This is a genomic window from Enterococcus sp. DIV0800 (genome assembly GCF_050559735.1).
In the GTDB taxonomy this organism is placed as follows: Bacteria; Bacillota; Bacilli; order Lactobacillales; family Enterococcaceae; genus Enterococcus_A; species Enterococcus_A devriesei.
In genome coordinates, this window is record NZ_CP187898.1 from 79110 (window position 1) to 92804 (window position 13695).

Here is a 13695-nt window from a genome sequence, read left to right on the forward strand (position 1 = left end):
AGTGAGGCGAAAGTTTTGGCAAAAAAATCCAAGACGCAATTTATCTGTCAAGAGTGCGGTTATGTTTCGCCTAAATATCTGGGGCGCTGTCCCAACTGTGGCAATTGGAATACGATGGTGGAGGAAATCGAACAAAATCATCCAGAAGATCGCCGCAACCGGGTCAGTTTAACCGGTGAACGAGCACAACCAACCAAATTAAAAGACGTGGTCTTCAAAAAGGAGACGCGTGTTCAAACGGAGCTCGCCGAATTGAACCGCGTGCTGGGCGGTGGCGTGGTACCAGGTTCGCTCGTCTTAATCGGTGGTGATCCCGGAATCGGGAAGTCGACACTGCTTTTACAAGTTTCGCATCAATTAGCGGCGACTGGCGGTACAGTTTTGTATGTGTCTGGTGAGGAAAGCGCGCAGCAAATTAAGTTGCGGGCAGAACGTCTAGGTTCTAGCGATACTGATTTTTACTTGTATGCCGAGACAGACATGGGAGAAATCAGCCGTACGATTGAAAATCTGAAGCCGGATTATGTGATCATCGACTCGATCCAAACCATGACCCAGCCAGACATTACCAGTGTGGCGGGTTCGGTCAGTCAAGTGCGAGAAACGACCGCGGAATTATTGAAGTTAGCGAAGACCAATGGCATTGCGATCTTTATCGTCGGTCACGTAACTAAAGAAGGAAACATCGCTGGTCCGCGAATGTTGGAGCATATGGTGGATACCGTGTTGTACTTTGAAGGCGAGAAGCACCACAGCTTCCGTATCTTACGAGCGGTGAAAAATCGTTTTGGTTCGACTAATGAGATCGGAATTTTTGAAATGCGAGAAAGCGGCTTAGTTGAAGTGGCCAATCCTTCGCAGGTTTTCTTAGAAGAACGCTTGGAAGGAGCTACCGGTTCGGCGATCGTCGTCGCCATGGAAGGCAGCCGACCAATTTTAGTGGAGGTCCAGGCCTTAGTCACGCCAACGGTTTTCGGCAATGCTAAACGGACGACGACGGGACTCGATTTTAATCGCGTTTCATTGATCATGGCGGTTCTAGAAAAACGGGCCGGCCTACTGCTGCAAAACCAAGATGCCTATTTGAAAGCCGCTGGCGGCGTCAAGCTGAATGAGCCGGCGATTGACTTGGCGGTAGCGGTAGCGATTGCTTCCAGCTGCAAAGAAAACGGTACGGAGGCCACCGAGTGTTTTATCGGTGAAATTGGTTTGACCGGCGAGATTCGCCGCGTTAGCAGTATTGAACAACGTGTCAAAGAAGCAAGTAAATTAGGCTTCAAAAAAATCTATTTACCGAAGAATAATATGGGTGAATGGACACCGCCGAAGGGTATCGAATTGATTCCAGTGGCGACCTTAGGGGAAACCTTGAGAAAAGTATTTCGTTAATCACGGGTGTGGAGATCTTTCTCCGCACCATTGAATAATTTTTTAGGAGGGATGGCATGCAAAAACGTGTGTTGACAGTGATCGTTACCATTGTTGGGATTAGTTTAGGGATTACCTTATTACCCATAGCATGGTTAGCGGTCGGTTATGCAAACAACATGTGGTTGAATAATTCATTTACGAACGGCCTGATCGGTGCAATTATTTTTTATCTTATTTCTTTGGCGATCGTAGAACCAATCACAGTTGGTGTAAAGAAAATCGAAAAACAATTAAATGAACTGAGCTTAACTTATATCTTATTTGGAGTGGTCGGTGCGATCTTAGGATTGACGCTAGGATTGATTGGTACGACGCCGTTGTATCAAATCCCGATCCCCTTCATTAATAGCGCGTTACCGATCTTGATTATGCTGCTATTAGGTTATTTAGGTTTTCGGATGGGGACGACCCGGATCGATGAATTAAAAAAATTCTTCGGTGGCCGGAATAAAAAAGCCGAGACGAACGATGGAGAAGTGTTAGAACGTAAAGCCGATGATCATTTTCATAAGTACAAGATCTTGGATACTAGCGTGATCATCGATGGTCGAATCTACGATATTGCGAAGACTGGTTTTTTAGAAGGCGTCTTGATGATTCCGAATTTTGTCTTATATGAATTGCAATATATCGCGGACTCTGGTGACAGCTTGAAACGTGTTCGTGGGCGTCGCGGGTTAGATATCTTGAACGCTTTGCAAAAAGAAGAAGGCATCGCTGTTGAAATGTATGATGGCGATTTTGAAGATATTAGCGAAGTCGATAGTAAATTGATTAAATTAGCAAAATTGTTAGATGGTGTGATCGTAACCAACGATTATAACTTGAATAAAGTATCCGAATTTCAAAATGTCGCGGTCTTGAACATTAATGCCCTAGCCAATGCGGTGAAGCCGGTTGTGATTCCAGGGGAAAATATGAATGTCTTAGTCGTCAAAGCCGGAACAGAACGGCAACAAGGGGTCGCTTATTTAGACGACGGTACGATGGTAGTGGTAGAAGATGGTCAGCATTACATGAATGAGCATATCGAAGTCGTCGTGACTAGTGCCTTGCAAACAGCCGCTGGACGGATGATTTTTGCGAAACCTGCCCATTCGAGTCGCAATATCAAAGACGATTCACCTGAAAAGAAATTAGATTATACCAATGATAAGACAGCAAAGTAACGCTGTGACTTTACTAAACAATGGATTGATTGTACAATTTGAGCTATGGAGCAGACGTTTCGTTTGCTAAAAAAGCGGGAAAGAGGAACCAAATATGTCAAAAATTCGTGTACGTTATGCACCAAGTCCAACTGGACACTTACACATCGGAAATGCTCGAACAGCATTATTCAATTATTTATTCGCTCGTCACAATGATGGAGAATTCATCATTCGGATCGAGGATACTGACTTGAAACGCAACATTGAAGATGGTGAAAAAAGTCAGCTAGAAAACTTGGCATGGTTAGGGATCGACTGGGATGAATCACCAGCAAATCCAGGAGAATACGGACCTTACCGTCAATCTGAACGCAGAGAGATTTATCAACCATTGATCGACCAATTACTGGCTAGTAATTTGGCTTATAAATGTTATTGCACCCCAGAAGAATTAGAAGCCGAACGTGAAGCACAACGCGCTCGTGGTGAGATGCCTCATTATGGCGGCAAATGTGCCAACTTAACACCTGAACAACAAGCTGAAAAAGAAGCACAAGGTTTAGAACCAGTGATTCGTTTCCGAGTTCCTCGCAATACTAGCTTTGCTTTTGACGATATGGTCAAAGGCGAAATTAGTTTTGAATCGGATAATGTCGGTGGCGATTTTGTTATTCAAAAACGTGATGGCATGCCAACCTATAACTTTGCGGTAGCCGTGGATGATCACTTTATGAAGATCACACATGTATTACGTGGGGACGATCATATCGCCAACACACCAAAACAACTAATGATTTACGACGCTTTCGGTTGGACACGTCCAACCTTTGGTCACATGACGTTGATCATTAACAGTGAAACAGGTAAAAAATTAAGTAAACGTGATGAAAGTATTCTACAATTCATCGAACAATACCGTGAGTTAGGTTATTTGCCAGAAGCAATGTTTAACTTCATTACTTTACTAGGCTGGTCTCCAGTTGGCGAAGATGAAATCTTTTCTCAAGAAGAATTGATTAAGCTGTTCGATACAAAACGTTTAAGCAAATCACCAGCGGCCTTTGATCCGAAGAAACTAGAATGGGTCAATAATCATTACATCAAAGCAATGGACTTAGACAAATTAACTGAAATGTGTCTGCCATTCTTGATCAAAGCTGGCAAAGTTGAAGAAAATCCAACACCTGAACGCAAAGATTGGGTGAAACGGGTAGTCAGTTTGTATCAACCACAAATGAGCTACACCGCAGAAATTACGGAAGTCTCAAACTTATTCTTTGAAGAACACCCCGTTTTGGATGACGCTGCTAAAGAAGTTTTGGCGGAAGAAGATGTACCAACGGTATTGAAGGCTTTTAAAGCCCAATTAGAAGCAATGGAAATTGTGGATGCAGCGAATGTTTTGGCTGCGATCAAAGCTGTTCAAAAAGAAACCGGCGTTAAAGGGAAAAAATTGTGGATGCCGATTCGTGTAGCCGTCAGCGGCGTGACCCACGGACCTGAATTACCTGAAACTGTTGAATTATTAGGCAAAGAAAAAGCCTTAGCACATTTAAATCAAGTTATGTAAACACATAGAAGAGAAGAAGTAGCAACGAAGGATTTTTCAGAGAGACTGCGGCCGGTGCAAGCAGTCAAGTCAACCGTTGTGAAATGCATCTCGGAGTGGCCTTAGCGATACGTAGCTAAGGACGATTCACAGACGTTACCTGTTTCAAGGCAAGCAATTGCAAACAAAAGTGGGACCACGTCTAAGCGTCTTTTGAGGAAACTCAAAAGACGCTTTTTTTGCCAGTTCCACTTCGCGTCTTTAAAGCGACTAGAGGAATGGTATGCGAAGTGAGAATCAGAATTATTTTTCGAATTTTGAAAAATAATTACTGTATAGTGAGATAGCTGCGAGTTGGACTTTTTGCAGTGTATTTTTTTAAAGATTAAGTTGATTATATTAAGACTAAAAATGAACAGAAATGTTTAGTCCAATCGTATGCGCTGTGAAAATCCATTACATTTTTCTGTTTTTCAGAAAAATGAGTTCATACAAACGAAATAGCTGCCAGTTCCACTTCGCGTTTTTAAAGCGACTAGTGGAATGGTATGCGAAGCGAGAATCAGAATTGTTTTTCGCAGTTTACTTGGTTCAAAAATAAAAAATGAAGGTTGTTACTCAAGGCAAGGCGCAAACGTTGGGAACGTGGCGCCGCTCAGAAAAGGAGTTGAGGTTAATGGGATGGTGGCAAGAAGCGATTGTAGCAGCAAAACGTAATGATCCAGCGGTTCGTTCAGGTGTTGAGGTAGTCCTTACCTATCCGGGTGTCCACGCGTTGTTCTTTCACAAGTTTTCGCATTTTCTCTATCGACACAAGCGGTTTTTGTTGGCACGGATTCATTCGCAATTTTGGCGTTTTTTGACCGGAATCGAGATCCATCCTGGTGCTAAGATTGCTCCCGGTGTTTTTATTGATCACGGAATGGGTGTCGTGATTGGGGAGACAGCGGAAATCGAACGGGATGTGGTATTGTTCCATGGCGTAACGTTGGGTGGAACCGGCAAAGACACCGGCAAGCGGCATCCTACCGTTCGGCAAGGGGCGTTTATTTCCGCCAACGCACAAATTTTAGGACCAATCGAGATTGGTGCAAGGGTCAAAATTGGTGCTGGTGCCGTCGTATTGAAAAGTATACCAACAGATGCAACAGCCGTGGGTGTCCCAGCAAAAGTAGTAAAAATAAATGGAAAGAAGGTTCCTCATGATTAAAATACACAATACATTAACACGAGAGAAAGAACTTTTTAAACCAATCGAAGAAAATAAAGTTCGTATGTATGTCTGCGGACCAACAGTGTATAACTATATCCATATTGGTAATGCCCGTAGCTCAATCGCTTTTGATGTGATTCGCCGCTATTTTGAGTACCGCGGTTATGAAGTGAATTATGTTTCGAATTTTACCGATGTGGATGACAAGATCATCAAAGCAGCAAAAGAATTAGCAGTCACCGCACCAGAGTTGGCCGATCGTTTTATCGCCGCCTTTGAAGAAGATACCGCCGCTTTGAATGTCAAACCGGCGACACTGCATCCTCGAGTAATGGATCATATTCCAGATATCTTGTCCTTCATTGAAGCCTTGATTGAAAAAGGCTATGCCTATGAAGTGGCTGGTGATGTCTATTACCGGACACGCAAATTTGAGCATTATGGTGAGCTAAGCGACCAATCGATTGATGAACTAGAAATCGGTGCTAGCCAACGAACGGGCGTGGAGCAAGCAATCAAAGAAGATCCCTTGGACTTTGCTTTGTGGAAGAGTGCGAAGCCAGATGAAATCTCGTGGGAATCTCCGTGGGGCGCTGGTCGTCCAGGCTGGCATATCGAGTGCTCGGTAATGGCAACGAAGCATTTAGGTGAAACCATCGACATTCATGGCGGCGGCCAAGATTTAGAGTTTCCCCACCATGAAAATGAGATCGCCCAAAGTGAAGCGAAGACCGGCAAACGTTTCGCCAATTATTGGATGCATAACGGTTATGTGACGATTGGTGAAGATGACGCTAAGATGAGTAAATCTCTAGGCAACTTTGTCACGGTTCATGATCTAGTGAAAGAGATCGATCCGCAGATTTTACGTTTCTTTATGGCGACGACTCAATATCGCCGTCCGATCCGTTATAGCGAAACGACGATGAAGGATGCACAAGCAAATCTACAAAAATTGCGCACGGCTTTTGAAAACGCGACTTTCCGGCAAGCGACGGCAGAAAATGAATTAGCTGACGATCAAGCAAAATTAGTTGAACTGCGCACCTTGAAAGATCGTTTTATTGAAGAGATGGACGATGATTTCAATGCAGCCAATGGAATCACTGTGGTTTATGAAGTAGCAAAATGGTTGAATCACTACAGTGAGCAAGACCAAGTTTCGGCGGCGGTCTTGACTGCAGCGTTGGAAGAATTTACGAAGCTTTTGTCTGTTTTTGGCATCGAGTTTCAAACGGCTGGTTTATTAGATGAAGAAGTTGACCAATTGATCGAAGAACGGAATCAAGCGCGGAAAGATAAAAATTTTGCCCGCAGCGATGAGATTCGTGACCAATTGAAAGAACAAGGAATTATTTTAGAAGATACCCCACAAGGTGTCCGTTGGAGAAGAGCCTAATGACTGATTACAAACAATTAAATGCCTTAGCATTAGCCTACGTAGGCGACGCGATTTATGAAACGTACATTCGCGATCATCTCGTTCGTTCGGGACAAACCCGTCCGAATAAATTGCATCATTTGGCGACTCATTATGTTTCAGCTAAGGCGCAAGCAATGTTGATCCAAAAAATGCTGGAAGATGATATGCTGACAGAAGAAGAAGCCGGCATTTATCGGCGCGGACGAAATGCGAAAAGCTATACCTCCGCTAAAAATACCGATATCATGACCTACCGGATGTCTACGGGCTTTGAAGCCTTGATGGGCTATTTACATTTATTGGAACAAACAGAGCGTTTAGAAGAATTAATCGCTTGGTGTATCGAGAAAGCGGGTGAAACAATTGAAGGATAAAAAACCACGTCGAAGCTATGATCGTCGGAATCAACGAAAAAATGATCGGCCAAAAGAGCGACGGGTCGAACCAATCGTACCAACGGAATCAGAAGAAAATAATTTTGTCTTTGGTCACCATGCCAGTGTGGAAGCATTGCAAGCTGGCCGCGGTAATAAATTATTTATGCAAGAAGATGCCCACGGTGATAAAATCGATCAGTTAAAAAGCTTAGCTAAAGAGCAAGCTGTACCGGTGAAATGGGTACCAAAGCAAAAATTAGACACGTTAAGTGACGGTGGTGTCCACCAAGGGATCGTTTTAGGCATCACGCCTTATGAGTATTTAACGTTGGATGAGCTACTAGGAAAAACGTCTGCCGAAGAAGCGCCTTTTCTGTTGATTTTGGATAGCTTGGAGGACCCACATAATTTTGGGTCGATCTTGCGAACCGCAGACGCTAGTGGCGTCTCTGGCGTGATTATTCCCAAACATCGTTCTGTCGGCATTACACCGGTGGTGACGAAGGCTTCAACAGGCGCGGTGGAATATGTACCGATCGCGCGAGTGACGAATCTCGCTCAAAGTATCAAGCAATTGAAAGATGCCGGTTATTGGATTTTTGGTACCGACATGGAAGGAACAGATTATCGTCAGTGGAAAGTGACGGGACCGATCGCGTTGATCATCGGAAATGAAGGCAAAGGCATGAGTGCCGGCTTGAAAAAAGATGTCGATGAAATGCTGACGATTCCAATGACCGGGCATGTCCAAAGTCTAAATGCCGGTGTGGCAGCGGGGCTTTTGATGTATGAGGTGTTCCGAAAGCGAAGTGAGCTCTAATGAAAAAGCAATTACTGATCGTGGATGGCTACAATATGATTGGTGCTTGGCCGGAGCTCGTGAGCTTGAAAAATCAAGATCGTTTGGAAGAAGCTCGTGAAGCCTTGCTATTCCGCTTGTCGAATTTCGCGAAATACCAAGGCTTGGAAATCATCATTGTTTTTGATGCGCAATTTGTTCCCGGTGTGACTCAAAGCTATAAGAAATATTTGCTGACAGTGGTCTTTACAGAAGAAGGCGAAACCGCGGATAGCTATATCGAACGGGTCGCCGGAGAATTAAATGATCGGTTGACGCAAGTGACTGTGGCGACTAGTGATTTGGCTGAACAGTGGACGGTTTTTTCTCAAGGAGCCTTACGAACCTCTGCGCGGGAGTTGTATAAAACAGTGCAACAAACCGAAGCATTGATCGCTGGTGACACAGAAGATACGCATTATCAAAATTTTCGCCGGAATTCTCCTTGGAATAATGCACAATTACAAAAATTGTCGCAAAAATTGGACGAACTTAGTCGAAAAAAATAAATTTCCCGAATATACTCCTCTCTTATTTTAGTTACGTGTATGCTTTTACGTGACGAGAGGGGTGTAAAAATGGAAAACGTTGAGTATCTGGAAACAATTGATAGTATGGTCTTTGAAGAAATGTTTCAACAGTATGTGCCGATCATTTATAAAATGGAGTCTCGCTATCTTATTCGGGACTTTGAACATGATGATTGGTTGCAGGAGGGCCGAATTGCTTTGAACAGTGCGTTGAGGAGCTATCGCGAGGATCGCGGAACAACATTCGGTCTCTACTACAAAATGATTCTAGAAAATCGGATTCGGTCACTTTTACGACGTCAGCAGGCGAAGAAACGCCTTGCTCAGCAGCAGGCTGTGTCGATTGAAAAAGTCGGCAGCGAGACCTTCAGCGAATATTTTCACTACCACCAACAGTTGGAGGAAAGTCTTTCAATTAGCGAACTCCTATTGAAGGGCGAAATTACCTTGTCTCAGTTAGAAACGTACGCGCTTTATTATTATATTAGAGGCGAAGAACCTTTTGAGATCGCCAAGCGCTTGGGAGAAACGGAAAAAGCGATTCGTAATGCCTTGAATCGAACCAAGAACAAAATCAAGAAAGAGCTAGCTGCGGAGCTTTCATAAAATGAAAACTGATTCTTTTTAACGACGCCATTAAAATCAAAAATAATAAATCATAGTCCAGATCTGTCGCTAACAGATCTGGACTATGATTTTTTTTAAGCCGTTTTCGAATATGTTACAATTATTGTATGGAAGCGATTGCGAATAAAAAACTAGCTTCTCCAAGAAAAATAGTGGAGCTAGTGATGTTGATGCCGTAATTAGTCAATTGAAGGATAACAAGTGAAATTGTAAACAAGCGGAAGAATGCAAGATTAAAAATGGCTGCTGAATAATCGTAGAAGACAAAAGGGAGTAAATGTATGGAAGTGAAGAAGGTTGGTTTTACTGAGACTGTTTTACGAGACGCCCATCAAAGTTTGATGGCGACTCGCATGTCGATTGAAGACATGCTGCCGATTTTGCCGGTATTAGATGAAATTGGTTTCGATTCGGTGGAGTGTTGGGGCGGTGCGACGTTTGACGCCTGTATTCGTTTTTTAAATGAAGATCCGTGGGAACGATTGCGAGTGATCAAAAAAAATATGCCTAAGACGCCGCTGCAGATGCTGCTACGGGGACTAAACATTTTAGGTTATCGCCATTACGCAGATGATGTTGTTGAAAAATTTGTTCAAGCCTCAGCTGAAAATGGGATCGACATTTTTCGTATATTCGATGCCTTAAATGATTTAAGAAATTTAGAGACCGCATTGCGAGCCGTAAAAAAAACGGGAAAAGAAGCTCAGCTGGTCTTAGCCTACACAATCAGTGAAGTGCATACTATTGATTATTTTGTGGAATTGGCTCAAAAAATGGAAGTGATGGGAGCGGATTCCATTTGCATCAAAGATATGGCGGGAATTTTGACGCCGGTCAAAGGCGCTCAGCTAGTCCGTCGCCTGAAAGCAGCTGTGGAGGTGCCAATCATCGTGCATACCCATTGTACTAGCGGAGTGGCAGCCATGACTTATCAAGCTGCCGTTGAAGCCGGCGCGGACCGGATCGATACGGCTCTTTCTCCTTTTAGCGAAGGAACTAGCCAGCCTGCCACCGAAACGATGGCGATGGTTTTGCAGGAGGAAGGTTACCATGTTTCTTTAGACTTGGAAAAGCTAGAAGAGGCAGCCAGCTATTTCCGAAAAATCAAAGATCATTATTTGGAGGCAGGTATCTTAGATCCAAAGATGCTGTCACCAGACCCCCGCGCGTTGATCTATCAAATTCCTGGCGGCATGCTGTCTAATATGTATTCACAGCTAAAAAAAGCGAATGCGGTAGATAAGTACGAAGCCGTTTTAAAGGAAGTCCCTCATGTTCGTGCAGCTTTGGGCTATCCGCCATTAGTGACACCATTGAGTCAAATGGTAGGCACACAGGCGGCGATGAATGTAATTACCGGAACGGCCTATTTAATGGTCTCCAATGAAATCAAAGCTTATCTCGCAGGAGAATACGGCAAGCCGCCGGTCCCGATTGCGGATGATTTTCGCCGCAGTATCATCGGGGATAAAAAAGTGATGACGGATCGTCCCGCCGATCATTTGAAACCTGAGTTCGCTGTCTTGCAATCAGAGATTGGCTCATTGGCTAAAAACGAAGAGGACGTCTTAATCTACGCACTATTTCCAAAAGTTGGCAAAGAATTTTTAACGGCGCGCACAATGCTGAAAAAAAATGATTCGGTCATTAAAGTAGCGGGCTTTTTATAAAAAATGATGAGTTGAAATGAGGGAAATTAGATGCACTATTCATTAATAGAGGTTTTAAGATTAACGGTATTTTCGATGGCGGTCGTTTTTCTGATCTTGTTAGGCATCATGGGCTTAATGATGCTCAGTGCCAAGTTTTTCGCTGAAAAGCCAGCAGAAGATGCACAGACGTCCTTTAGTGAAGAGGCGACTGAGCTATCAACGAAGGAACTATTTGCCCAAGATCCGTTAGCCAAAGCTGCGGCGATTATTGCTTTGGCCGAAGCTAGCGGCGAGAAGGATGGGAAAAAATTTAAAATTCAAACGATTAGAAAGATTAAGTAAGCGGAGGCGAAAACATGACGATGAAAAAGTATGAAGTAACCATTGAAGGACAAGTGTATCAAGTGACGCTAAAAGAATTAACCGCTGAGGAAGCAGAGCAAATGCCGCAAACAGCAGCTCCTTCTGCGGCTCCCGTGGAAAAGCCGGAGGCCGCTTCAACGGGTTCACCGGTTGTTGCGCCGATGGCAGGTACGATTTTGTCTATTAAAGTGAAGCTGGGAGAAACCGTTAAAAAAGGCGATACCTTGTGTGTGTTGGAGGCGATGAAGATGGAGACACCGGTCTTGGCCCCAGTCGACGGTAAAGTTGCCAGTATTGAAGTTTCTGAAAACCAAACGGTCGAATCCAATCAGCAGCTTTTAGCGATTTAGGAGGTAGCATATGAGTGAAATAGTCCAGCAATTGATTGATACCTCAGGTTTTGCCAACCTAACCTTCAATAATTTATTTATGATTGTGCTGGCTTGCTTTTTTCTTTATTTAGGAATCAAGAAACAGTACGAGCCGTATCTAATGATTCCGATTTCTTTTGGAATCTTATTGGTGAATCTGCCTTTGGCTAATTTGATGGCTAGTGGCTCGGAAGGGACACCAGGAGGCTTATTATATTATCTTTATCAAGGAACCAATTTAGGGATTTATCCACCGTTGATCTTTTTATGTTTAGGGGCATCAACGGATTTTGGTCCGTTATTGGCCAATCCCAAAACGATTTTGTTAGGCGGTGCGGCACAATTTGGGATTTTTGCGGCTTTCTTCTTAGCGGTAGTTTTAGGCATGACTCCTAACGAAGCCGCCTCGATTGGAATCATCGGTGGGGCAGACGGACCGACGTCGATCTTTTTGACGACTCGCTTAGCTCCTCATCTGCTTTCGGCGATCGCTTTAGCCGCTTATTCGTATATGGCGCTGGTGCCGATCATTCAGCCGCCGATCATACGTTTATTAACGACCAAAAAAGAGCGGCAAGTGCAAATGAAGGAAGCTCGGAAAGTCAGTCAAAAGGAAAAAATCGTTTTTCCAATCATCGTCACGATCTTCGTTAGTCTGCTCGTACCGAGTGCGACGACCTTGATCGGGATGCTGATGCTAGGAAACCTGATTCGTGAATGCAAGTTTGTGCCGAAATTGACAGACGCTTTACAAAACTCATTGATGTATATTGTGACGATTCTTTTAGGTGTTACCGTCGGTGCAAAGGCGGACGGCGATATCTTTTTGTCGGTCACGACCTTAAAAATCATTTTCTTAGGCTTGCTGGCTTTTTGTGTCGGAACGGCGGCCGGGGTACTGTTAGGGAAGGTAATGTATCGTCTTAGCGGTGGGAAAATCAATCCGATGATTGGAGCCGCCGGAGTCTCAGCGGTCCCAATGGCTGCGCGAGTTGTACAAAATGAAGGACAAAAAGAAAATCCCCATAATTATCTGCTGATGCATGCGATGGGACCAAATGTCGCTGGAGTCATCGGTTCGGCGGTAGCAGCGGGTGTGCTGTTGGCCTTTTTTGGTAGGTAAGGTCTTTATGGAGAAAAATGCCTTAGGATCATCGTTTTGTTCGAGAATAATTTGCAAATTATTTTATCTTATGATACATTGAAAAGTTTTGGATTTGTGCTATAATGTATGTTGAGGTGAACTGTATGCCAACAACTTTAGCGACTATCAAGAAAAACTTGGAAGATCGTATCGGCGCTCCAATTATGCTTGTAGCTCAAACGGGACGTAAGCGTCAAACGCAACGTAAAGGGATTTTAACTGAAACATATCCTTCCGTCTTTGTTGTCGATTTGGACCCAGAGGAAAATTCTTTCGAACGTGTTTCATACAGCTATTCCGATGTATTGACTCGCACAGTAGAGATCGAATTTTTAAGTGAAGCAATTTAAAAACCATGGAGCGTTCGCTCCATGGTTTTTATTTGTCTTCAGTTTGGTCGAAGTTTTCTCGCGTGGCTTTTTTTTGTTCGACTAAGAGGTCGCGAATGTCCGCTAAGTAATCTTCGGCCGTCGGCATTTTAACTTCTGGAACTACTGCTTCTTCCTCTTTGGTACCTTTTTCTTTGGCTTTATTAGCCGCTTTGACGATTAGAAACAGCACAAAGCCGGTAATCACAAACGTAATCAGCGCACTGACCACATCTCCAAAGGCAAAGGTAACGCCTTTAACTGGCTTCCAGTCTAATACAGACATCGCTTCGTTTAAATCTTTTCCTTTAGTAAACAACGAAACGATCAGTCCTACCAATGGTGTGATCAAGCCGTTTACCACGTTGGTCACAATCGCCGTAAAAGCAGTCCCAATAACGACACCAACTGCTAGATCAAGGACACTGCCTCGCATCAAAAATTCTTTAAATTCTTTAATCATCGTGTCACTCCCTATCTTAAATAATATTCCCGCCTGTTTCCGCCAGTGCTTTTTCCAAGTAGGTTTTCTCGTAAAGCTCAGTACATTGGCTCGGCATCATTTTCTTTATATTTTAGTATAGCGAAAGAAGAAAAAAATTTGAAATAAAAGCGACTATTCGCTGAAGCTGATTTCAGTCCTTAAAGAGCGCCTGTG

General features: G+C 43.7%; 15 protein-coding genes and 1 other annotated feature. Of the genes, 14 read left to right on the top strand and 1 reads right to left on the bottom strand.

The annotated features are described in order from the left end of the window. The first annotated feature begins 15 nt into the window (after positions 1–15). The 14 genes from radA to IGI54_RS00460 all read left to right on the top strand — a co-directional run bounded on the left by radA (position 16) and on the right by IGI54_RS00460 (position 13019). On the top strand, positions 16–1389 hold the full coding sequence (gene radA / locus IGI54_RS00395) for a DNA repair protein RadA (RefSeq protein ID WP_430620845.1): 1374 nt from the start codon (positions 16–18) through the stop codon (positions 1387–1389). A gap of 56 nt (positions 1390–1445) precedes the next feature. Continuing rightward, a complete protein-coding gene (locus IGI54_RS00400) occupies positions 1446–2600 on the top strand; it encodes a PIN/TRAM domain-containing protein (protein ID WP_071861781.1) in 1155 nt (384 codons plus the stop codon). A 94-nt stretch (positions 2601–2694) separates the two neighbouring features. Beyond that, complete coding sequence (gltX, locus tag IGI54_RS00405) at positions 2695–4152, top strand: glutamate--tRNA ligase (RefSeq protein WP_430620846.1); 1458 nt, start codon at positions 2695–2697, stop codon at positions 4150–4152. Continuing rightward, positions 4149–4348, top strand: a binding site (T-box leader). Its footprint overlaps the gene before it by 4 nt. A gap of 459 nt (positions 4349–4807) precedes the next feature. Then, complete coding sequence (gene epsC, locus IGI54_RS00410; protein WP_071861779.1) at positions 4808–5341, top strand: serine O-acetyltransferase EpsC; 534 nt, start codon at positions 4808–4810, stop codon at positions 5339–5341. Then, complete coding sequence (gene cysS, locus IGI54_RS00415) at positions 5334–6743, top strand: cysteine--tRNA ligase (RefSeq protein WP_071861778.1); 1410 nt, start codon at positions 5334–5336, stop codon at positions 6741–6743. The genes epsC and cysS overlap by 8 nt, the downstream gene beginning before the upstream one ends. Then, positions 6743–7141 carry a Mini-ribonuclease 3 gene (locus IGI54_RS00420; RefSeq protein ID WP_430620847.1) on the top strand — a complete coding sequence of 133 codons (399 nt, stop codon included), beginning with the start codon at positions 6743–6745 and terminating at the stop codon, positions 7139–7141. Before cysS ends, IGI54_RS00420 begins: the two co-directional genes overlap by 1 nt. Next, positions 7131–7964, top strand: a complete 834-nt coding sequence (gene rlmB / locus IGI54_RS00425; RefSeq protein ID WP_430621461.1) for a 23S rRNA (guanosine(2251)-2'-O)-methyltransferase RlmB — start codon at positions 7131–7133, stop codon at positions 7962–7964. The genes IGI54_RS00420 and rlmB overlap by 11 nt, the downstream gene beginning before the upstream one ends. Next, the gene (locus IGI54_RS00430; protein WP_071861776.1) at positions 7964–8491 is read left to right on the top strand and encodes an NYN domain-containing protein; all 528 of its coding nucleotides are present in this window, start codon (positions 7964–7966) and stop codon (positions 8489–8491) included. Before rlmB ends, IGI54_RS00430 begins: the two co-directional genes overlap by 1 nt. A 69-nt stretch (positions 8492–8560) precedes the next feature. Beyond that, positions 8561–9118 (top strand): sigma-70 family RNA polymerase sigma factor, encoded by a 558-nt coding sequence (locus IGI54_RS00435; protein ID WP_313631149.1) that lies wholly within the window; start codon positions 8561–8563, stop codon positions 9116–9118. A 302-nt stretch (positions 9119–9420) separates the two neighbouring features. Then, on the top strand, positions 9421–10809 hold the full coding sequence (locus IGI54_RS00440; RefSeq protein WP_430620848.1) for an oxaloacetate decarboxylase subunit alpha: 1389 nt from the start codon (positions 9421–9423) through the stop codon (positions 10807–10809). 30 nt (positions 10810–10839) lie between these two features. Beyond that, complete coding sequence (locus tag IGI54_RS00445; protein WP_430620849.1) at positions 10840–11133, top strand: OadG family protein; 294 nt, start codon at positions 10840–10842, stop codon at positions 11131–11133. Between the two features lie 14 nt (positions 11134–11147). After that, a complete protein-coding gene (locus IGI54_RS00450) occupies positions 11148–11504 on the top strand; it encodes a biotin/lipoyl-containing protein (RefSeq protein ID WP_430620850.1) in 357 nt (118 codons plus the stop codon). 10 nt (positions 11505–11514) lie between these two features. Further along, complete coding sequence (locus tag IGI54_RS00455; RefSeq protein ID WP_430620851.1) at positions 11515–12648, top strand: sodium ion-translocating decarboxylase subunit beta; 1134 nt, start codon at positions 11515–11517, stop codon at positions 12646–12648. A 125-nt stretch (positions 12649–12773) separates the two neighbouring features. Continuing rightward, the gene (locus IGI54_RS00460; protein WP_071861771.1) at positions 12774–13019 is read left to right on the top strand and encodes a Veg family protein; all 246 of its coding nucleotides are present in this window, start codon (positions 12774–12776) and stop codon (positions 13017–13019) included. A 28-nt stretch (positions 13020–13047) separates the two neighbouring features. Here IGI54_RS00460 and mscL read toward each other — a convergent pair whose 3' ends face one another. Further along, positions 13048–13500, bottom strand: coding sequence for a large conductance mechanosensitive channel protein MscL (mscL, locus tag IGI54_RS00465; protein WP_430620852.1), 453 nt, complete (start codon positions 13498–13500; stop codon positions 13048–13050). Positions 13501–13695: the final 195 nt, after the last annotated feature.

Bases quoted from the DNA above. Each gene is read 5' to 3' on its own strand.
- IGI54_RS00400 (WP_071861781.1), top strand. From the start codon at position 1,446: ATGCAAAAACGTGTGTTGACAGTGATCGTTACCATTGTTGGGATTAGT.
- gltX (WP_430620846.1), top strand. From the start codon at position 2,695: ATGTCAAAAATTCGTGTACGTTATGCACCAAGTCCAACTGGACACTTA.
- epsC (WP_071861779.1), top strand. From the start codon at position 4,808: ATGGGATGGTGGCAAGAAGCGATTGTAGCAGCAAAACGTAATGATCCA.
- cysS (WP_071861778.1), top strand. From the start codon at position 5,334: ATGATTAAAATACACAATACATTAACACGAGAGAAAGAACTTTTTAAA.
- IGI54_RS00420 (WP_430620847.1), top strand. From the start codon at position 6,743: ATGACTGATTACAAACAATTAAATGCCTTAGCATTAGCCTACGTAGGC.
- IGI54_RS00430 (WP_071861776.1), top strand. From the start codon at position 7,964: ATGAAAAAGCAATTACTGATCGTGGATGGCTACAATATGATTGGTGCT.
- IGI54_RS00435 (WP_313631149.1), top strand. From the start codon at position 8,561: ATGGAAAACGTTGAGTATCTGGAAACAATTGATAGTATGGTCTTTGAA.
- IGI54_RS00440 (WP_430620848.1), top strand. From the start codon at position 9,421: ATGGAAGTGAAGAAGGTTGGTTTTACTGAGACTGTTTTACGAGACGCC.
- IGI54_RS00445 (WP_430620849.1), top strand. From the start codon at position 10,840: ATGCACTATTCATTAATAGAGGTTTTAAGATTAACGGTATTTTCGATG.
- IGI54_RS00450 (WP_430620850.1), top strand. From the start codon at position 11,148: ATGACGATGAAAAAGTATGAAGTAACCATTGAAGGACAAGTGTATCAA.
- IGI54_RS00455 (WP_430620851.1), top strand. From the start codon at position 11,515: ATGAGTGAAATAGTCCAGCAATTGATTGATACCTCAGGTTTTGCCAAC.
- IGI54_RS00460 (WP_071861771.1), top strand. From the start codon at position 12,774: ATGCCAACAACTTTAGCGACTATCAAGAAAAACTTGGAAGATCGTATC.
- mscL (WP_430620852.1), bottom strand. From the start codon at position 13,500: ATGATTAAAGAATTTAAAGAATTTTTGATGCGAGGCAGTGTCCTTGAT.